Here is a 19,484-nt window from a genome sequence, read left to right as displayed (position 1 = left end):
CTCGAGCATTTCCAATGAATTCACCGGATGTCCGGTGTCTTCATTCATCCAAGGAAATCACGCCATGCACACGATCGACAACAAGGCCCTGGTCCAGCGCATCCACGCGGAGCTGGACAAGGGCAACGGCCAGGCCTTCATCGACAGCCTGGCCGACGACGCCAGCTGGACGCTGGAAGGCAGCACGCCCTGGTCGCGCACCTACCAGGGCAAGCAGGCGATCCGCGAAGAGCTGATCAAGCCGCTGTTCGGGCAATTCGCCGGGCCCTATGTGAGCAAGACCGAATGCATCATTGCGGAAGGCGACCGCGTGGTGGTGCTGTTCAGCGGCGACGTGCCCACCAAGGCCGGCAAGCGCTACAACAACCGCTATTGCTACGTCTACCGACTCGAAGGAGGCCAGGTGAAAACATTGACCGAGTACTTCGACACCGCGCTGGTCGAGCGGGCGCTCGACGCGCCGACCGCCCATGCCGGCTGACGCCAGCACTGCCACGCCGTCGTTCCACATCGGCGAGCTGGCCGCGCGCACCGGTCGCACGGTGCACGCCATCCGCTGGTACGAATCGCAGGGCCTCGTGCCCGGCGTGGCGCGCGATGCGGGCGGGCGGCGCGTGTACGGCGAGCTGCATGTGGGCTGGCTCGACCTGATGGACCGGCTGCGCCGCACCGGCATGTCGATTGCCGAGATGCGCGACTACACGGCGCTCGCATTGCAGGGCAAGGCCACGCTGCGCCAGCGGCGCGACCTGCTCGAGGCGCACCGCGCGCGCGTGCACCAGACCATTGCCGACTGGCAGCAGGCGCTGTCGCTGGTCGATCGCAAGATCGATTTCTACGACGCCTGGATGGCCGACGGGCGGCGCCCGCCGCTCATTCCGGTGGAAACGCCGCAGCGCCTGCCCGCGCCGAAGCGCAAGCCGGCGCGCTGAGCTTCGACTCGACTACTCGGCGACGAAGCCCTCGCCGTCGCGGCGGATCGAATCGCGGGCGCGGTGGTTGTTCAGGCGGCCCAGCGTGTTGTCGAGCAGGCGCTTGAGCTTGTCGGCCGCGCCGCGGAAGGCCTCGTCGAGACTGGTGGCATGCTGTGTCACCGCGAGCGGCTGGTGGTGCGCCAGGCGTGCTTCCATCACGCAGCACTTGTCGCCGCCGCCGGCCTTGTCGTGGTTCTCGTCGCTCAGGTGCACCTCGACGCGCGTCACATCTTCGACGAAACGGCTCAGGTGCTGCTTGATCTCGGTGTCTGCCCAGCGCTCCAGCGTGTCCTTGTTGGTGATGCCATTGCTCGTGTTGACCTGGATCTGCATTGCGTATGTCCCTGCTGGATGGTGAACGAGCCTTCACTGTGCACCCGAAAGAGTGCCCCTGCGCGTAGGTGTGTTGCCCCTCTTTTCCGGGGGCATGGCAGCGCGCTCAGCTCTGGATGTAACTGGTCAGCTGCGTGATGGTCTGCTCGTGCTCGGAAATGATGTCGTCCATCAGGTCTTGAATCGAGATCATGCCGACCACCTTGTCGCCGTCGACCACGGGCAGGTGGCGGAACTTGCGCTGGCTCATGAGCGCCATGCAGGCGTGGGTCTGGGTCTGCGGGGTGACGGTCATCACGTCGGGCGTCATGATCTCGGAGACCTTCACCTCCTTGGAGTTCTTGCCCTGCAGCGCCACCTTGCGGGTGTAGTCGCGCTCGGACAGAAAGCCCACGAGCTTTTCGCCGTCCATCACCATGAGCGCGCCCACCTCGAAATGCGCCAGCGTGGCCAGCGCGTCGAACACGCTGGTGTCGGGCGAGGTGCGCCAGGCGGCGGAATCGTGGCGCTTGAGCAGTTCGGAGACGGGTTTCATCGCAGGCACTCCATTCAGGGGTTTCGATCCGGCCGACGCACGTGGCGGCGCCGTGCTTCGGACAAATCATAGGGGCGGAATCGCCCCGTGCGATGCAAAACCCTCCGGGGTGTTGCGCGTGTCATGCCGCGCACACGAACCCCGGTGTCCTCAGAGGGTGTTCAGGGGGCCGTGGCGAGCACGCGGCTCAGCGCCACGGCGTTGCCCGCGACGTCCTTCACGAGGCCTTGCGCGTCGAAGTTCACCTGGAACTCCGACCAGCTGTCGCGCCAGTAGCGCCACACCGATGCGTCCAGGCTCGGGTTCTCGCTGGCCACCGGGTAGCCGATCGCCATGAGCACCTGTTCGCGCGTCATGCCGGGCATCACCTTGCCCGCGACGATGGCCGCGCCCACCGCGGGCGGGAAGCTCGCGATCTTGCGCTTCGGGTCTTCGGTGACCACGTAGCGCTTGGCGAAGTCGATCAGCGTGATGTTGCGGCTGTAGTCGTTCTTGATGCGCTGGGGCTTGCCCGCGAGATCGACGTTGAAGAAGCGGAAGTCGTAGGCCGTGATGCGCGCAGGCGTGCCCACGGCGACGATGCTCGTGCCCTGCTCGTCGTAGTTGATGTCGCTGATCGAGTCGCCGTACGTGCGCATGTTGCAGCACAGGAAGCCGTCGGTCAGCGGGCCGGGCGGCGGCGACGGGCGCTGGGCATGCACCGCGGTGGCGGACAGGATGGTGGTGGCCGCGAGCAGGGCGGCGGCGGCAAGGCGCTGGACCATGAAAAGGATCTCCCTCGGTGTGACTTTTTGAAACGGCTGCAGGCGCAGCGCGCGGATTCTAGGGGTGATCTGGCGGCCAACAAGCCAGTGAATACGCCAGTTGGTGCTATCAAAAGCGCAGCATCGAGGAATCGGTCCGTTTCCCGGTTCACAATGCGCACCCGGCCTGCGAGGCCGGTCCCCTTCCAGACAGCGCGAAAGAAAGAGCATCCATCGATGGCGATCCAGTGGTTCCCCGGTCACATGTATTCGACCCAGAAGGCCATCACCGAACGGGTGAAGGACATCGACGTGGTGATCGAGCTGCTCGACGCGCGCCTGCCCGGCTCCAGCGCCAACCCGATGCTGGCCGAGCTCACGGCCGGGCGGCCCACGCTGAAGGTGCTCAACAAGCAGGACCTGGCCGACCCCGCGCGCACCGAGGCCTGGCTGGCACATTACAACGCGCTGCCCGACACCCGCGCCATCGCGCTCGATGCCAGCCTGACCATGCCCGCGCAGCGCATCGTGCGCGCCTGCCACGAGCTGTCGCCCAACCGCGGCGGCATGGCCAAGCCGATGCGCGTGCTGATCTGCGGCATTCCCAACGTGGGCAAGTCGACCCTCATCAACACGCTCACCGGCGGGCGCAAGGCCAAGACCGGCGACGAGGCCGGCATCACCAAGCTCGAGCAGCGCATCACGCTGGCCGACGACTTCTACCTGTGGGACACGCCCGGCATGCTGTGGCCGCGCATCATCGTGCCCAAGAGCGGCTACAACCTCGCGGCCAGCGGCGCGGTGGGGCGCAATGCGTTCGATGAAGAAGAAGTGGCGCTGGAGCTGCTCGACTACCTCAAGGCGAACTACGCCGACGGTCTTGTCGCGCGCTTCAAGCTCACGGAACTCGACACCGCCACCCTGGCCGGCATGAAGGACGAGGACGTGCTCGACACCATCGGCCGCAAGCGCGGCGCGCTGCTGGGCAAGGGCAAGGTCAACCTGCAGAAGGCCGCCGAGATCGTGATGCACGAGTTCCGCGCCGGCAACCTGGGGCGCATCACGCTCGAGACGCCCGAAGAGTTCGCGCAGTGGCTGGCCGCCGGCCAGCGCGCCGATGCCGAACGGGCCGCGAAGAAGGCGGCGCGTGGCAAGAAGGGCAAGCAGAAGCCTGAAGCCGCGCCCGCGGACGGCAGTCGCACGGCGGACGAGTGAAGGTCTTGCGCGCGGCACGCTGAACGCCGCGCGGGCCGCCCCTATCATCGAGACATGCAACGTCTCACGCGCCAGCGCAACGCCGTTTTCTCTGCCTTCAGCGACGCCGGTCGCGTGCTGACCGCCCCCCAAATCCTCGAACACGCACGGGCCATCGTGCCCGAGATCAGCCTGTCGACGGTATACCGCCAGGTCTCGCTGCTGCTGGCCGATGGTGAGATCGCCAAGGTCGAACTGCCGGGCGAGCCCGCGCGCTATGAAGTGGCCTGCAAGGCTGATCCGCACGACCACCATTCGCACGGCGCCGGTGGCGACGCGGGGCATCACCACCATCACTACTTTCATTGCTCGCACTGCGGGCAGGTGTTCCTGCTGCACGCCTGCCCGGGGCCGATGCACGACCTGGCGCCCAAGGGCTTCCAGGTGACGCACCACGAGGTCACGCTGCATGGCCTGTGCGCGGCCTGCGTCGACGCCGACGCGAAGGCGCCGAAGGCGCCGAAGGCGCACCCGCCGCACTGACGACGGCAGAGCCCCGGAGTGCGGGGAATGGTTAACAAAGTTATTGAGAATGAATTCGCAATAACGTATATTCGCGTGTCCGAACGAACTCCCCGGCCACGCACATGCAAGTCCTGTCCTCGCTCAAGGAAGCCAAGAAGCGTCACCGCGATTGCCAGGTGGTGACGCGGCGCGGCCGCACCTACGTCATCTGCAAGTCCAACCCGCGCTTCAAGGCGCGGCAAGGCGGCGCGAAAAACAAGAACAAGCGCTGAGCATTCGGCGGCTCTGCCGCCGTCGCCTTCATTCCCACTCGACGACCGCATCGGCGTGCCTACGCCGGGGCGTGCCTGCGCGCGTCTTTCCTTTCTTCCTTCCATCGGAACCCCTCCGCCATGCTCCGAGCCTCCGGCCTCACCAAACGCTACGGCGCGCACACCGCGCTCGATCGCCTCGACCTCGACATCCGCGGCGGCGACATCTACTGCCTGTTGGGTGCCAACGGCGCGGGCAAGACGACGACCATCAACCTGTTCCTGAACTTCATCGCGCCGACCGACGGCACGGTGCAGATCAACGGCACCGACGTCACGCGCCACCCGGTCGCGACCAAGCAGGACGTGGCGTACATCCCTGAGCAGGTCACGCTCTACGGCACGCTCTCGGGCCTGGAAAACCTGCGCTTCTTCGCCGGCCTGGCGCTGGGCCACGAGCTGCCACGCGAACGCCTGCTCGCGCTGATGACCGAGGTGGGGCTCGACCACGCCGCCGCCGACAAGCGCGTCAGCATGTATTCGAAGGGCATGCGCCAGAAGGTGTGGATCGCGGTGGCGCTGGCCAAAGAGGCCAAGGCGCTGCTGCTCGACGAGCCCACCTCGGGGCTCGACCCGCATGCCGCGGCCGAGTTCTCCGACCTGCTGCGCCGCGCGGCCGACCGCGGCGTGGCCGTGCTCACCACCACGCACGACCTGTTCCACGCGCAGCAGACCGCCACGCGCGTCGGGATCATGAAGCGCGGTCGGCTGGTCGAAAGCCTCGACGGCGCGCAGATCGGGCAGACCGACCTGCAGTCCCTCTACCTGCAACACATGAGGGCCTGACCCGATGACGATGCGCTGGATCGCCCGACGCGAATTCACCGAACGCCTGCGCGATGGCCGCCTGTACTGGGCCGGCGGGCTCGTGGCCGTGCTGCTCTTCACCGCGCTGGCCGTCGGCTGGGCGCACCAGCGCGGCGCGCATGCCGAGCAGGTGGCCGCGCAGGCCATGGACTACCGCGACTGGCTGCACCAGGACAAGCGCCATCCGCACGACGCCGCGCACCAGGGCATGCATGCCTTCAAGCCCGAGCCGCCGCTGTCGATGGTCGATGCGGGCATCAACCCCTACATCGGCAGCACCGTGTGGCTGCAGGCGCACCGCCAGAGCGAGGTCAAGTTCAATGCCGCGCAGGACGCGACCGGCCTGCAGCGCTTCGGCAACCTGTCGGTGGGCTGGATCCTGCAGGTGCTCGGCCCGCTGCTGGTGATCGTGCTGGGCTTCAACGCCTTCGCGGGCGAGCGCGAGCAGGGCATCCTGCGCCAGACGCTGAGCCTGGGCGTGGCGCCGCTGCGGCTGCTGGCCGGCAAGGCGCTCGCGCTGTCGGCGCTGCTCGCGGTGCTGCTGGTGCCGGCGGCCCTCGTGGCGGCCGTGGCCGTGGCGGTGGGCGCGGAGCCGGGCGGGCGCGTCGATGCGCTGCTGCGGCTGGGCGCGTGGTCGCTGGGCTACGCGGTCTACCTCGGCATCTTCGTGTGCCTGGTGCTGGGCGTGTCGGCGCTGTCGTCCACCTCGCGCATGGCGATCACCGTGCTGCTCGCGCTGTGGATCGGGCAGGCCGTGATGGCGCCGCGCGTGCTCTCCGAACTCTCGCGCACGTGGTTCCCGAGCCCGACGCGGCTCGAGTTCAACAAAGCGCTGGGCGCGGAACTCAAGGCCGTGTCGAACCAGGTCTGGCAGCAGAACTTCGGCACCACCGAGCGCTGGGGGCGTGATGTGCCGCTGAGCAAGTGGGGCATTGCGCTGCGCCTGGACGACCAGGCCTCGTACCCCGTGTACGACCGCCATTACGGCCGCCTGTGGGACACCTGGGAACAGCAGCAGAAAGTGCAGGAGTGGAGCGGCCTGCTGCTGCCGCTGCTTGCGGTGCGCAGCTTCTCGATGGGCATGGCGGGCACCGACTTCTCGCACCACCGCCGCTTCACCACGGCCGCCGAGCTGCACCGCCGCAATATCCAGGACCTGATGAGCAAGGACCTCGTGGCGCATGCCGATCCGCTCGGCGACCGCCACTTCTCCTACCAGGCCACGCCCGAGCTCTGGGCCACCGTGCCGCCCTTCGACTACCACCCGCCGGGGGCCGGGTGGGCGCTGCGGCACCAGGCGCGCAGCTTCCTCGTGCTGTGCGCCGGCCTGCTGCTCGCGGCGGCGTTCGCGGCCTTCGCCACCTTGCGCCAGCGCGCGCTCTGAGAGGGGATGCCACCCATGTCCTCCCTCCATCCTCCCCAAGGCCGCCGCCTGCTGGCCGTGATGCGCCAGGAAGTGCGCCTGATGCTTGCCGAGCGCGGCCTCTGGGTCGTCGGCGCGTTGTTCCTTTTGCTCGTGGCCTATGCGCTGGGCAACGGCCTGCTGCAGACCGCCCAGCGCGACCGCGCGCAGGCGGCCGTGGCGCAGGCCGATCGCGACACCCGCACCGCGCAGCGCACGCTGCTCGAAGCCATCCTGGCCGGCACCGCGCAGCCCACGCCCTTCGAGAACCCGGCCGACCCTTCGCGCATGGCGAGCGGCTACGGCGGCCAGCACGTGCTGCTGCCGACCGCGCCGCTGGGCCCGGTGGCGCTGGGGCAAAGCGACCTGTTCCCGAGCCAGTACCAGGTCACGAACCAGAGCCGCGTCGTGTTCATGAACCCGAGCGACATCGAGAACCCGTGGCACCTGCTGAGCGGGCATTTCGACCTGGCCTTTGTCATCGTCTACCTGCTGCCGCTGCTCATCTTCGCGCTCAGCTACAACCTGCTGTCGGCCGAGCGCGAGAACGGCACTTTGCGCCTGCTGTTGTCGCAACCGCTGCGCTTGCGCACGCTGCTCGCGGGCAAGCTCACGGTGCGCGCCGCCGTGCTGCTGGGGCCGGCGGTGCTGCTGCCGGTGGCGGTGCTGTGGATTGCGCGCCATGCGGGGCTCACCGCCGGCGGCGCGGGCAGCGCCACGCTGTGGTGGGCGCTGCTCGTGGGCGCCTACGCGCTGTTCTGGTTCGCGCTGGTGGTGGCGGTGAACGCCTTCGGTGCTTCGTCGGCGACGAACGCGATGGTGCTCGTCATCGCCTGGGTGCTGCTGGTGCTCGTGGCGCCGGTGCTGCTGAACCTGGCCGTCACGCAGGCCGCGCCCGCGCCGTCGCGCACCGAGCTGGCCACGCGCCAGCGCGTGGTCACGGCCGAGGCGATGAAGCGCTACCAGGACCTGCTGGGCACCGAGTACCAGCACGTGGGGCAGGGCGCCATCCTCGTGCCGCGCGACGGCAAGATCGAGATCGCCGGCCGCTCGCTGGCCAACTACCGCATCCAGCGCGAGGTCGACGAAGCGATCCGCCCCGCGCTCGCTCGCTTCGATGCGCAGCAGGCGCAACAGCAGGCGCTGGTGGGCCGCTTCGGCGCCGTGTCGCCGGCGGCCGTGGCCTACGAAGGCATGACCGCGCTGGCCGGCAACGGCGCACGCCGCCATGCGCGCTTCGACGCCCAGACCGTGGCGCACCACGAAGCCTGGAAGGCCTTCTTCTTCCCGCGCATCGATGCGCGCGATGCGCTCGCCCCGGCCGACTTCGACCACATGCCCACCTTCGCCTGGCGCGAGGAGCCCGCCGACCTCGTGCGCGGGCAGGCCGCGCTCGCCGTGCTGCAACTGCTGGTGCCGAGCCTGCTGCTGTTCGGCCTCGCGGCCTGGCGGCTTCGGCGCTTCTCGGTGGCTTGACGCTTTCTTCATTTCTTCTACGCACCATGACCCCGTTCACCCGCACCACCGTCGCGCTGGCCGCCTTCACCGCCTTGCAGGTCGCCTCTGCACAAGACAGCAGCAACAACAACGCCGAACTCGGCACCGTCACCATCGAAGGCAGCCGTGATGCGAACAGCCTGCACCTCGATGATTCGAGCGGCACGGCTTCGCGCCTGGGCCTGTCGGTGCGCGAGACGCCGGCCTCGGTCGAGATCCTGTCGCAGGACGCGATCCAGCAGCGCGGCGCGCGCACCTTCAGCGAGGCGTTGCGCGGCATGGCGGGCCTGTCGGGCGGCGGCCCGCCCTCGTCGCCGACCACGCTGTCGCTGCGCGGCTTCACCAGCCTCATGTACCTGTACGACGGCGTGCGCAGCTCGGGCGCGGGCGTCACCAACCGCGTGCAGGACACCTGGAACTACGAACGCATCGAAGTGCTCAAGGGCCCGGCCTCTGTGCTCGACGGCGAGGGCGCCATCGGCGGCATCGTCAACTTCGTGACCAAGCGGCCCGACCGCAGCAACCCGCACAAGGAAGCGCTGCTTTCGTATGGCAGTTATGGCTCCACGCGCGCGGCCTTCGGCTTCGGCGGCGCACTCGGCGAGGCCAGCGCCTACCGGCTCGACTACAGCCGCAACGACACGAAGGTGGGCACCATCGACCGCAACGGCGAGCGCATCGACCACTTCACGAGCGGCCTGCTGGTGGACCTGGGCGGCTCGGTGAAGCTCGACCTGTCGTTCGATTACCTGCGCGACGACAACGACGCCTACTGGGGCACGCCGCTCGTGCCGCGCAGCTTCGCCACGCAGCCGACGAACGTGGTCAGCACGCCCGACGGCCGCGTGATCGACCGGCGCATGGCGCGCACCAACTACAACGTGCGCGACGACGAGAATTCGTCGGAGACCTACTGGCTGCGCGCGCGCCTCACGGGGCAACTGGACGGCGGTTGGTCGTGGCGCAACGAGTTCTCGGCCAACCAGTCCAAGCGCATGTTCCGCAACTCCGAGAGTGCCACCTTCGTTCCGCAGGCCAGCATCGCGCGCGACCAGACGCTCATCACGCACGACCAGGACTTCTGGCTCGACCGCTTCGACGCCACACACAAGGGAAAGATCGCCGGCCTGGACAACCGCTTCGTCGTCGGCGGCGAGTACGGCGAAACCCGCTTCGGCAGCCAGCGCCGTTTCTCGAACAGCAGCCCCGCCACCGCCGCGCAACTGCGTGTGCCCGTGTTCGACCCGTACACCGGTTACTTCGACGACAACCCCGCGCTGACCACCGGCGCGGGCAACCGCGCCGACACCTTCTCGCGCGTGAAGGTTGCCTCGGTCTTCGTGGAAGACGCGCTCAAGCCGATGCGCGACCTCACGCTGGTCGGCGGCCTGCGCCACGACCGCACCGAGGTCGACCGCCGCATCTGGGACCTGAACGCGGGCAGCGTCGCGCGCTTCGGCGCGAGCTACCGCGCCACCTCGGGGCGCCTCGGCGCGGTGTACGACCTGTCGCCGCAGTCGAGCCTGTATGCGCAGTACACCAACGCCACGCTGCCGGTCGGGTCGCTGTTCTTGCTGTCGGCCTCGAACGCCGCGTTCCCTATGTCGCGCGGCAAGCAAGCCGAGGTGGGCTTCAAGCAGAGCCTGCCCGCGGCCAACCTGGAGTGGACCGCGGCGCTGTACAAGATCGAACTCGACAACGTGCTCTCGCGCGACCCGAACAACGCGGCCACCACCGTGAACAACGGCCGCCAGTCGTCACGCGGCCTCGAGCTGTCGGCCGTGTGGAAGCCCACGCGCGAATGGACGCTGGCGGGCAACCTCGCGGCGCTCGATGCGCGCTTCGACACGCTGGTGGAAGCGGGCAACGTCTCGCGCGTGGGCAAGACCCCGCCGAACGTGCCCGAGCGCATGGCCAACGTCTTCGCCACCTACCGGCCCGACGGCTCGAAGTTCGAGTACTTCGCGTCGCTGAACCACACGGGGCCGATGTACACCGACAACGCCAACCAGATCCGCATCAACGGCTTCACCACGGTCGATGCGGCCGTGAGCTACCGCCTGAAGAATGCGCTGCTGAGTTTTCGCGTGCGCAACCTGACGGACCGGCTCTACGCGACCTGGACCGGCCGCGCCGCGAGCCAGGTGCTGCTGGCGCCGCGGCGGACCTTCGAGGTGTCGGCGAAGTTCGACTTCTGACGCCGCCGCGGTGCGTGCTCAGCGCATCTGCAACCGCGCATCCTTCGGATATCCGATCGTGTAGTCCGCTGACACGCGCGCCGTCTGCCCCGCGTCCAGGTCGAAGCGCCACATCGCCAGCCCCGGCTGCTTGTTCCAGGCCTGATCGGCCGGTTGCGGCGCAAAGCGCGTGGTCACGCGCACCTGCTCGTCGACCGACACCGGCGCGGCCTCCAGCACCTGCACCGCGATCGGCGTGCGATGGCGGTTCTCCACCACATAGGCACGCTGCACCTGGCGCTCGGCGCGCGAGCCGACGAAGCCGCCCGAGCCCTGGTTGTCGCGCTCGGGCTCGACCTGCACGCGCACCAGCTCGTCGCGGCCGAACGAGAGCGTGAGCTTCGCGTCGCTCGGCGCGTTCCAGCGGCCCTGGCCGACGAAGTTGCCGTCGCGGTACAGCTGCATCGGGCCGGCCGGCCACACGCCCGCGGGCTGTGCCATCTCGGCGACCAGGAAGGCGCTCGGGTCCACGCGCGGGCTGGTGCGCGCGGCAAGTTGCGCCGTGTCCTCGTGCTGGCCCAGCGCCAGGGTCACGCGCTGGCCGTTGGAAGGCACGTCGATGCTTTGCGGGACGGCAAATTCGGTGGCGAAGCTGTTGTCGAACACGCTCACGTCGAACAGCGGCTCGCGCACGCGCTCCATGGCCATCTTGCGGTCGGCGGCAATGGGCGAGGGGGCGGCGGCCATCGGCGCGGCCATATACGCCAAGTCGGCGTTCGCACGCGGCGGTGGCTCGATGCCGATGCGCCATGCGCTCGGCGTGCGCCCCGTGGTCTCGCGGCGTGGCTGGCCGGTGGACAGCACCAGCTTCACCCCGCGCCAGTCCTCGCCCGTGGCCTGCGCTACCAGCGCCTGGCGCTCGATGCGCACCTTGCGCGTCGTGGTGTCGAGCAGCGCGCGGTAGCTGGGTGTCCAGCCCGGGCCGTTGACCTGGTAGCTGAGCTTCACGTCGGCGTCGGCACTGGCGGCCAGCGTGACGGTCACGGCCGTCACCTGCGCACCCTGGCCCTGCGTGCGACCGCGCTCGGCCAGCAGCGGTTGGAGCTGGCGGTCGAGGTCGGTCTGGCGGCGCTGGATCTGGTGCTGCTTGAGCAGCGCGTCCTGGCCCGAGCGGCGCATCGCGTCGGTCACGGCTGTGAGGTTGCGCGCGTCGATCGGCGCACGCGCGCCGGGGCCCGACTCGCCGCCCGACAGCCCCTTGAGATACCCCGTGACCATGCCCAGCGCATCGGTCTCGGCTTGCAGCGCGGCCTTCTGGTCTTCGAGCTCGCGAATGCGACCGTCGAGCGCGCTGGTGGCGCAGTTCGCCGAAAGCTCACGCGCCTCGCTGAGCACCGAAGTCTCGCCCACGCGCACCGCTGCGCCGGCCGACACCTGCAGGCTCTGCACGTCGAGCCCGGCCGGCAGGCAGGCGAAGGTGACCGAGCGGCTGCCCGCCGCGACGCGCGCCACGCGCTCCACCGTGGCGCTGCCGGGGTAGACCTTGACCTGGGTGATGCGCGAGGCATCGGCCTGCAGCTGCGCATGGGCGCCGGCACCCGCGGCCAGCCAGAGGGCAGCGACGGCGGTGGCACGCAGGAGGGGACGGGCGGAGAACGGTGTGTGCATGGAAAGCCTTCCGGAAGAAAGTCGGTGACGAATCTCCGCTTCTACGGACGGGGCGGGCGAACGGGGTTAAGGCGTTGCGAAGTTTTTTTCATGACGCCGGTGTGACGCGGGCACGCTGCTGTCGCGCAGGCATCTGTCGGCGGCAAACCGGTCACCCAAGAGACGGTGCGCGGCGGTCCAGCTTTCTAGAGTGGGCCTCACTTTCCACATTCATCTTGAGAGGACACCCGCCATGCTCGACACGATCCAGGCCATCAACCGTTCGGCCGCCTTCAACCGCTGGGCCGGCTTCGACGTCACACAGGCCGCCGACGGGCAGGCCGAACTGCGCATGAAGTGGCGCGAGGAAGACATGGGCCAGTACGCCGGCTTCCTGCACGCGGGGATGATCGCCGCGCTGCTCGACACCGTGAGCGGCTTCGCGGCGGCCACCGTGGCGGGCCGCGTGCTGGCCTCGCATTTCTCCATCAACTGCATCTCGCCCGCCATCGGCGAGGCCTTCGTGGCGCGCGGGCGCGTGGTGAAGGCGGGGCGCAAGCAGGTGTTCGTCGGGGCCGAGCTGTTCGCGCAGCCTGCAGGTCAGGGCGACGACGCGCTCAAGCTCGTGGCGACGGCGAACGCCATCCTGGTGCCGGTGGACGAGGCGTCGACGACGCCGAAGCCGGCGGCGTAAGCACCACCGCAAGCTCGGCCTCGGGCTTGCGCTTCAGCCCGAACAGCGGGCGCAGCCAGCCGATGCGGCGGATCAGCCCGTCGGTCAGCAGCCAGCAGCCGGCAATGGTCACGGCGACCAGCGCCATCGGTTCCCACACCGGGCCCAGCGCGAGCGGTGCCAGTAGCGCCACCCCCGCGACGATCAGCGTCTGGTGCAGCATGTACCAGGGGTAGACCGACTCGTTGGCCCAGCGCAGCCAGGGCCAGGGGCGGTTCAGGTGGCGGTGGCCATGGCCGAGGATGGTGGCGACCGCGAGCCACAGGTAGGCGGTGCGCAGCACGTCCATCAGCAGGCCCTGGGGCGCAACAAGGGCCCCGACGCGCAGCGCGATGAGCGCGCCGATCGCCGCCACCGCCAGCAGCAGCGACACGCGGCGCAGCCGCTCGAGCTCGTGCCAGATGCCCGTGTCCACGCCCATCCAGTAGCCGTAGAGGAAGACGGTGAAGTAGATGCCGTGCAGGTGGAAGTCCCACACCAGGTTGTGCGTGGCCGGAAAGTGCCGCGCCAGCAGCACCGTCCACACCAGCAGCGGCAGTGCCGGCAGCACCAGCAGCTGCCAGCCGCGCAGCCCGTTGAAGCGCCGCCGCACCCACTGGCCGGCGGCCGAGCGCCACAGCGGCAACGTCAGCGCGACCAGCGCCGTGTAGAGAAACAGGTAGGGCAGGTACCAGAGGTGGTTCCAGGTGATGCCGAACTCCGCCCCCGCGAACGCGCCCTTGGGCCACGGCGCGCCCATCGACAGGTAGCGCAGCAGGAAGGTGCCGAAGCCCGGCGCCACCAGCCCGCGCGCCACGCCCTCGGCGTAGGCCTGGTAGGGCACGACCACCGCCATGCCGAAGGCCAGCGGCAGCATCAGCCGCAGCCCCCGGCTGCGCAACAGGCCCCAGGTGCCCTGGCCCCGGCTCAGGAAACCGAGCGACACGCCCGAGATCAGGAAGACCAGGTCCATGCGCCACAGGTTCAGCACCCGCATCGGCCACGGCAGCCACTCGGCCGCGTGCGGGCTCTTCAGGTGCCAGGGCCAGTCGGCCACGTAGTACATGCCCACGTGGTAAAGGATGACGAGCAGGAAGGCGAGGGCGCGCAGGGCGTCGATGTCGTGGCGGCGTGGGTCGGCCGGGTGGGTGGTTGCGGTGGTCATTGCAGGCGCCTCGAAGCGAAGAAGCCGCGATGCTCGGGCCCACGGCCTCGGCGGGGGTCGGCGAGGGGACGGATCGCTCCCGCTTTGTGACGAGCGGTGCCCCGCAGGGACGAAATGGGCCGACCCCAGGGGCCTGTTTTCGCGAGAATTCCCCGCATGCGAGACCCGCGCAAGAACCTGTACGAACGCTACGAGCCGATCCGGCGGTACGTGGAGGTGGGTTTCTGGATCGTGGTCATGGCGGTGCAGGCCGTGTTCAACACCTCGGTGGCGCTGGTCGATGCAGGGCGGCGCGCCGTGCCGCACGCCACCTGGGAGATTCTGGTGTGGGAGGGTTCCAGCCACCTCGTGCTGCTGGCGCTGGTGCCGGGCATCGTGGCGGTCGAGCGCTGGCTGTCGCCGCTGCCGCGCAGGCACCTGCTGCGCTACCTGGCGGGGCATGCGGTGGCCAGCGTGGTGTTCAGCGTGGTGCACGTGGTGGCCATGTTCGCGCTGCGCGCGCTGGCCTACGCGGCGGTCGGCGAGCGCTACGACTTCGCGGACTGGCGCGGCCAGTGGGGCTACGAATACCTGAAGGACGTGCGCGCGTACGCGTCGATGGTCTTCGGCATCTGGGCCTACCGGCTGTTCATGCTGCGGCTGCAGGGGGAGGCGCGGGTGCTCGACGCGCCGGAGGACGCAGGGGCGGCCGAGGCTGCGATGCCGCTGGTGGCCGCCGAGGCACCCACCGACGCTGCCGTGCTTCCCGCGCCCGCTGTCGAAGCGCCGCCGGCGCCATCGCCCGTGGTGGCCCGCCCCGAACGTTTTCTCGTGCGCAAGCTGCGCCGCGAATTCCTCATCGCCGCCACCGACATCGACTGGCTGCAGGCCGAGGGCAACTACGTCGGGCTGCACGTCAACGGCCACGACTACCTGCTGCGCGCCACGCTCACCGACTTCCTGACCCAGCTCGACCCCGCCACCTTCGTGCGCGTGCACCGCAGCCACGCGGTGAACCTGGGCCGCATCAAGGAGATCGAGCCGCTGGACGGTGGTGACGCCCGGCTGCACATGCACGACGGCACGAGCGTGCCCTGCAGCCGGCGGTATCGCGACGCGCTGCGCGGCGGCGCGGGCTGAGGGTTTCGGCGCGTTCCGATCCGGTGCGTGTCCCGCGAAATCGGCTCATTCCTGGGTCGTTTCGCACCATTCAAGAGCCTCCAGGCACCATTTTTGCTTTCTTGCGCCGGCGCCCCGAGCCGTTCGGGTGCGACGCACCAAATCAAACCAAAAACCTGCAAGAAGCTCTCATGGACGCACTCAAACAGGGCGCTGACGCGCTGTTCATCCTTCTCGGCGCCATCATGGTCCTGGCCATGCATGCCGGCTTTGCCTTCCTGGAACTGGGCACCGTGCGCAAGAAGAACCAGGTCAATGCGCTGGTCAAGATCCTGGTCGACTTCTCGGTGTCGACCATCGTGTATTTCCTGGTGGGCTATGGTGTGGCCTACGGCACGCATTTCTTCGTCAGCGCCACCGAACTGTCGGCAAGAAGCGGCTACGAGCTGGTGAAGTTCTTCTTCCTGCTGACCTTCGCGGCGGCCATTCCGGCCATCATCTCGGGCGGCATCGCCGAGCGGGCCAAGTTCTGGCCGCAACTGATCGCCACCGCGGTGATCGTCGGTTTCGTCTACCCGCTGTACGAGGGCATCGCCTGGAACAAGGCCTTCGGCATCCAGGGCTGGATCGCCTCGGTCACCGGCCATGAGTTCCATGACTTCGCCGGCTCGGTCGTCGTGCACGCCGTGGGCGGCTGGCTCGCGCTGCCGGCCGTGCTGCTGCTGGGCGCGCGCCGCAACCGCTACCGCGGCGACGGCTCGCTGAGCGCACACCCGCCGTCGAACATCCCGTTCCTGGCGCTGGGCGCGTGGGTGCTGTGCGTGGGCTGGTTCGGCTTCAACGTGATGAGCGCACAGAGCATCGACAAGATCTCGGGCCTCGTCGCCGTCAACTCGCTGATGGCCATGGTCGGCGGCACGCTGGTGGCGCTGGCCATGGGCAAGAACGACCCCGGCTTCGTCTACAACGGCCCGCTCGCCGGCCTCGTGGCCGTGTGCGCCGGCTCCGACCTCATGCACCCGCTGGGCGCGCTCGTGGCGGGCGGCGTGGCCGGCGCCATCTTCGTCTTCATGTTCACGCGCACACAGAACAAATGGAAGATCGACGACGTGCTCGGCGTGTGGCCGCTGCACGGCCTGTGCGGCACCTGGGGCGGCATCGCGGCCGGTATCTTCGGCACCCAGGCGCTGGGCGGCATCGGCGGCGTGAACCTGTGGGCGCAACTCATCGGCACCTTGCTTGGGGTGGTCTGGGCGCTGATCGGCGGCGCCGTGGTGTACGGCGTGCTCAAGGCGACGATGGGGCTGCGGCTCTCGCAGGAAGAGGAATACGACGGGGCGGATCTGTCGATCCACCACATTTCGGCGACGCCGGAGCGGGAAGTGAATTGGTGAGGGCGTTGCGGCTCAGGACATGAGCCGCAACGGGGGATTTGCGGCGCACGGCACGAATTTGCCAGCTGTAGCAAACTTGCCGGCGGCCTCCGATCCCACCTGTTCACCACCCCATGACCCAATCTCCCCCTGCCCTCGAAGTCCTCCCCCGCGACCTGTCCGCCTACCGCGAGGGCAACGTCGGCATCGACTACGTGCACCGCTTCGAGTCCGGAAAGCCCGGCCCGCACGTGCTGATCAATGCGCTGACGCACGGCAACGAGATCTGCGGCATGACTGCCGCCACGCACCTGCTCGACACCGGCGTGCGCCCAAAGATCGGCACGCTCACCGTCAGCTTTGCCAACGTGGCGGCGTATGAGTCCTTCAACGAGGCGCTGCCTTTCGACAGCCGCCAGCTGGTGCACAACCTCAACCGCGTGTGGTCGCCCGAATGGCTCGACGGCAGCGAGGACAGCCCCGAGCTGCGCCGTGCCCGCGAGCTGCGCCCGGTGGTGAGCGCGGCCGACCACATCCTTGACATCCATTCCACGAGCCAGCCCGTGATTCCGTTCTGGGTGTACCCGGCCTTCGACCGCAACGCCGAGGCCGCCATGGCCATCGGCCGCCCGTCGGTGCACCTGGTGATGCCCGACGGCCTGGGCTCGGGCACGCCGCTGATCCAGCACGGCCAGCATGGCCGGGCCGACGGCAAGGGCGTGGCGCTGGTGGCCGAGTGCGGCCAGCATTTCCTGCGCTCGGCCTCCGAGCTGGCCACCGCCATCTCGCTCGACTTTCTTGCGCACTTCGGCCTCATCGACAAGGACCCGGCCGTGCCCGCGCCCGGCGAGCAGCGTCGCTTCGAGCTGCTCCAGACGCATGTCATCAAGTCAGAAGACTTCGCCTTCGTGCGCCCGCTGATCGGCTTCGAGACCTTTGCCAAGGGCGAACTGATCGCCACCAACGGCCCGGACGAGATCCGCGCGCCGTGCGACGACTGCACGATCTTCATGCCCGCGCAGCGAACGATCGTGGGGCGCGAGGCGGTGTACCTGACCAGGCCGCTCTGAGGCCGGAGTTTTTCTTCAGCAGATCAGCAGGTGCCGCGGTTTGTCCGCGGTGCTGTAGTCGGCATGCCAGTAGTGCGGGTCGTCGCAGAGGCTGAACGCGGCCTGCTTGCCGGCGTGCCGGGCCGTGAAATGCCTTTGGAGCGTGACGTGCACCGAGCCCTCGTCGGGCCAGTCGATGCCGACATCGACGACGCGGTTGCCCGCGGCGACTTCGGCGGCGACGATCCGCTGCAGGGCGGGGTGCAAGAGGGTGTTGAGGCGGGTGAGGGCTTCGCGGCGTTCGGTGGGTGCGAACGAGGAGGCGAGGCAGGCTTCGGTGAAGAGGGTCGGCGCTTTGTCACGCATGACGGCGTTCCGGCTGGGTGCCTCAACCCGCAACGAACAACGCCGGGTCCACCATCGTCCGGTTCAGCATCACCCCCCAATGCAGGTGCGGCCCGGTCACCCGCCCCGTCGCTCCCACCGCGGCCAGCGGGTCACCGACCTTGAGCACGTCGCCCACTTTCACGTCCCAGCGGCTCAGGTGGCAGTACATCGTCAGCAGGCCGCCGCCGTGGTCGACCCAGACGGTGCCGCCGTTGAAGAAGTAATCGCCGGTGTCGATCACCTTGCCGGCCAGCGGCGCGCGCACGGGCGTGCCGGTGCCGGCTGCGATGTCCATGCCGCTGTGCGGATTGCGCGACTGGCCGTTGAACACGCGGCGCAGGCCGAACGAGCTGGAACGGCGGCCCGGCACGGGCACGCGCATCTGCAGCGCGGTGTCGGGGCGCAGGTCGGTGAGGGTGGCCATCACGCTGGTCAGGTGATCGCGTTCCTTGACGTAGCGGGCCTCGTCCTCGGGCGACAGGTCGACCGTGCGCGGCGCCACCGTCAGGCGCTGTTCGCGGTACTGCTTCGGAGCCACGGTGTAGGCGATCTGGCGTTCGGGCTTGCCCTCGGCGCGCACGCTGATGCTGGCTTCGCCGGGTGCGGTGGCGAGCGGAATGCCGACCAGCGCGGTCCATTCGATCGGATCGCCGAGCACCAGCACTGGCACATCACCAGCGAAGGCCTTGGGGCGCGTGGCCGCGGGGCCGAGCGACAGGCGGGCGACGCCGCCGGGCACCAGCGACGCATGCGGCCAGACATCGGGCGCCTGCGGCTTGTTGGTTTTCTTGGCCGGGGCCGCGGCACCGGCGGGCAGCGCCAGCAAGCCGAGGGCGCCGAGCACGGCGCTGCGGCGGTTCAATGCGGCAGAGGGGAGGTCGGAGAAAGGAAGGTTCATGTGCATGGACAGGATTCGAATGAAGAGGTGGTGGTTGTGCGACGGCTCAGCCGCCGTTCTGTTCCAGCCAGGTCCCGGGCGCCAGTCCGTCGAGCGTGTAAGGCCCGATGGCGGCGCGGATGAGGCGCAGCGTCGGCAGCCCGACGGCCGCCGTCATGCGCCGCACCTGGCGGTTGCGGCCTTCGCTGATCGCCAGCTCCAGCCACGCGGTGGGAATGAGCTTGCGCTCGCGGATCGGGGGCTCGCGGTGCCACACGTCGGGCGGCGGATCGAGCCGGCGCGCCCGTGCGGGGCGCGTGGGGCCGTCGTTGAGTTGCACGCCGTTGCGCAGAGCAGCGAGTGCCTCGTCGGTTGGCACGCCCTCGACCTGCACCCAGTAGGTCTTCTCCATCTTGAAGCGCGGATCGGCGATGCGCGCTTGCAGCTTGCCGTCGTCGGTGAGCAGCAGCAGGCCCTCGCTGTCGGCATCGAGGCGGCCGGCGACGTAGACACCGGGCAGGTCGATGAAGTCCTTCAGCCCGCGCCAGCGGCCCTCGGGCGTGAACTGGCTGAGGACGCCGTAGGGTTTGTTGAAACGGATGAGGCGAGAAGAAGGGCTCGTAGCGTTCATGAACCGACAGGATAGCCGGGGTCTGTCGACGCTCGGCGCAAGAAAAA

General features: G+C 68.9%; 21 protein-coding genes. 13 read left to right on the top strand and 8 right to left on the bottom strand.

Translation table 11 applies throughout. The features are described from left to right. Nucleotides 1-64: 64 nt before the first annotated feature. Both AC3WQM_RS17540 and AC3WQM_RS17535 read left to right on the top strand, forming a co-directional pair. A complete protein-coding gene (locus AC3WQM_RS17540; protein ID WP_095948937.1) occupies nt 65-481 on the top strand; it encodes a nuclear transport factor 2 family protein in 417 nt (138 codons plus the stop codon). Beyond that, nucleotides 471-932 carry a MerR family transcriptional regulator gene (locus tag AC3WQM_RS17535; protein WP_369646327.1) on the top strand — a complete coding sequence of 154 codons (462 nt, stop codon included), beginning with the start codon at nt 471-473 and terminating at the stop codon, nt 930-932. The genes AC3WQM_RS17540 and AC3WQM_RS17535 overlap by 11 nt, the downstream gene beginning before the upstream one ends. 12 nt (nt 933-944) lie before the next feature. On the opposite strand, the gene AC3WQM_RS17530 is transcribed toward AC3WQM_RS17535, so the two are convergent. The 3 genes from AC3WQM_RS17530 to AC3WQM_RS17520 all read right to left on the bottom strand — a co-directional run bounded on the left by AC3WQM_RS17530 (nt 945) and on the right by AC3WQM_RS17520 (nt 2,606). Beyond that, entirely contained in the window at nt 945-1,307 is a 363-nt protein-coding gene (locus AC3WQM_RS17530) for an HPF/RaiA family ribosome-associated protein (RefSeq protein WP_062476985.1), read from the bottom strand. Between the two features lie 106 nt (nt 1,308-1,413). Beyond that, complete coding sequence (locus tag AC3WQM_RS17525) at nt 1,414-1,842, bottom strand: CBS domain-containing protein (protein WP_099791301.1); 429 nt, start codon at nt 1,840-1,842, stop codon at nt 1,414-1,416. 161 nt (nt 1,843-2,003) lie between these two features. Further along, nucleotides 2,004-2,606 carry a cell envelope protein SmpA gene (locus AC3WQM_RS17520; protein ID WP_492680457.1) on the bottom strand — a complete coding sequence of 201 codons (603 nt, stop codon included), beginning with the start codon at nt 2,604-2,606 and terminating at the stop codon, nt 2,004-2,006. A 216-nt stretch (nt 2,607-2,822) separates the two neighbouring features. On the opposite strand from AC3WQM_RS17520, the gene ylqF reads away from it, so the two are divergent. From ylqF to AC3WQM_RS17485, 7 genes are all read left to right on the top strand, one after another. Next, the gene (gene ylqF, locus AC3WQM_RS17515; RefSeq protein WP_492680455.1) at nt 2,823-3,800 is read left to right on the top strand and encodes a ribosome biogenesis GTPase YlqF; all 978 of its coding nucleotides are present in this window, start codon (nt 2,823-2,825) and stop codon (nt 3,798-3,800) included. 54 nt (nt 3,801-3,854) lie between these two features. Next, a complete protein-coding gene (locus tag AC3WQM_RS17510; RefSeq protein WP_492680453.1) occupies nt 3,855-4,322 on the top strand; it encodes a Fur family transcriptional regulator in 468 nt (155 codons plus the stop codon). 104 nt (nt 4,323-4,426) lie between these two features. Further along, nucleotides 4,427-4,576 (top strand): type B 50S ribosomal protein L36, encoded by a 150-nt coding sequence (gene ykgO / locus AC3WQM_RS17505; protein WP_013542562.1) that lies wholly within the window; start codon nt 4,427-4,429, stop codon nt 4,574-4,576. 120 nt (nt 4,577-4,696) lie between these two features. Beyond that, on the top strand, nt 4,697-5,401 hold the full coding sequence (locus tag AC3WQM_RS17500) for an ABC transporter ATP-binding protein (protein WP_062476970.1): 705 nt from the start codon (nt 4,697-4,699) through the stop codon (nt 5,399-5,401). 4 nt (nt 5,402-5,405) lie between these two features. Further along, nucleotides 5,406-6,806: an ABC transporter permease subunit gene (locus tag AC3WQM_RS17495; RefSeq protein WP_492680451.1), complete on the top strand. Its 1,401-nt coding sequence runs from the start codon at nt 5,406-5,408 to the stop codon at nt 6,804-6,806. 15 nt (nt 6,807-6,821) lie between these two features. Further along, on the top strand, nt 6,822-8,300 hold the full coding sequence (locus AC3WQM_RS17490; protein ID WP_492680449.1) for an ABC transporter permease subunit: 1,479 nt from the start codon (nt 6,822-6,824) through the stop codon (nt 8,298-8,300). Between the two features lie 26 nt (nt 8,301-8,326). Next, nucleotides 8,327-10,519, top strand: coding sequence for a TonB-dependent receptor (locus AC3WQM_RS17485; protein ID WP_492680447.1), 2,193 nt, complete (start codon nt 8,327-8,329; stop codon nt 10,517-10,519). 18 nt (nt 10,520-10,537) lie between these two features. Here AC3WQM_RS17485 and AC3WQM_RS17480 read toward each other — a convergent pair whose 3' ends face one another. Then, nucleotides 10,538-12,166, bottom strand: coding sequence for a DUF4139 domain-containing protein (locus tag AC3WQM_RS17480; protein ID WP_492680445.1), 1,629 nt, complete (start codon nt 12,164-12,166; stop codon nt 10,538-10,540). Between the two features lie 232 nt (nt 12,167-12,398). Between AC3WQM_RS17480 and AC3WQM_RS17475 the strand changes: the two genes are divergently transcribed. Then, a complete protein-coding gene (locus tag AC3WQM_RS17475; protein WP_492680443.1) occupies nt 12,399-12,839 on the top strand; it encodes a PaaI family thioesterase in 441 nt (146 codons plus the stop codon). Here AC3WQM_RS17475 and AC3WQM_RS17470 read toward each other — a convergent pair. Further along, nucleotides 12,763-14,022: an acyltransferase family protein gene (locus AC3WQM_RS17470; RefSeq protein WP_492680441.1), complete on the bottom strand. Its 1,260-nt coding sequence runs from the start codon at nt 14,020-14,022 to the stop codon at nt 12,763-12,765. The genes AC3WQM_RS17475 and AC3WQM_RS17470 overlap by 77 nt on opposite strands. A gap of 156 nt (nt 14,023-14,178) precedes the next feature. Here AC3WQM_RS17470 and AC3WQM_RS17465 point away from each other — a divergent pair, with 156 nt between their 5' ends. The 3 genes from AC3WQM_RS17465 to AC3WQM_RS17455 all read left to right on the top strand — a co-directional run bounded on the left by AC3WQM_RS17465 (nt 14,179) and on the right by AC3WQM_RS17455 (nt 17,563). Then, on the top strand, nt 14,179-15,141 hold the full coding sequence (locus tag AC3WQM_RS17465) for a LytTR family DNA-binding domain-containing protein (RefSeq protein ID WP_492680439.1): 963 nt from the start codon (nt 14,179-14,181) through the stop codon (nt 15,139-15,141). A 170-nt stretch (nt 15,142-15,311) separates the two neighbouring features. Further along, nucleotides 15,312-16,514: an ammonium transporter gene (locus AC3WQM_RS17460; RefSeq protein ID WP_062476947.1), complete on the top strand. Its 1,203-nt coding sequence runs from the start codon at nt 15,312-15,314 to the stop codon at nt 16,512-16,514. 113 nt (nt 16,515-16,627) lie between these two features. Then, nucleotides 16,628-17,563, top strand: a complete 936-nt coding sequence (locus AC3WQM_RS17455; RefSeq protein WP_095948925.1) for a M14 family metallopeptidase — start codon at nt 16,628-16,630, stop codon at nt 17,561-17,563. A gap of 15 nt (nt 17,564-17,578) precedes the next feature. On the opposite strand, the gene AC3WQM_RS17450 is transcribed toward AC3WQM_RS17455, so the two are convergent. The 3 genes from AC3WQM_RS17450 to AC3WQM_RS17440 are packed head-to-tail and all read right to left on the bottom strand — an operon-like array spanning nt 17,579 to nt 19,437. After that, nucleotides 17,579-17,908, bottom strand: coding sequence for a hypothetical protein (locus AC3WQM_RS17450; protein ID WP_492680437.1), 330 nt, complete (start codon nt 17,906-17,908; stop codon nt 17,579-17,581). A gap of 22 nt (nt 17,909-17,930) precedes the next feature. Beyond that, entirely contained in the window at nt 17,931-18,827 is an 897-nt protein-coding gene (locus AC3WQM_RS17445; RefSeq protein ID WP_492680935.1) for a peptidoglycan DD-metalloendopeptidase family protein, read from the bottom strand. Nucleotides 18,828-18,873: 46 nt separating this feature from the next. Beyond that, the gene (locus AC3WQM_RS17440) at nt 18,874-19,437 is read right to left on the bottom strand and encodes a pseudouridine synthase (RefSeq protein ID WP_447746048.1); all 564 of its coding nucleotides are present in this window, start codon (nt 19,435-19,437) and stop codon (nt 18,874-18,876) included. Nucleotides 19,438-19,484 lie beyond the last annotated feature (47 nt).

Source organism: Variovorax sp. FW301-JW7 (assembly GCF_058788795.1).
This window is presented reverse-complemented; position numbering and strand designations above follow the sequence as displayed.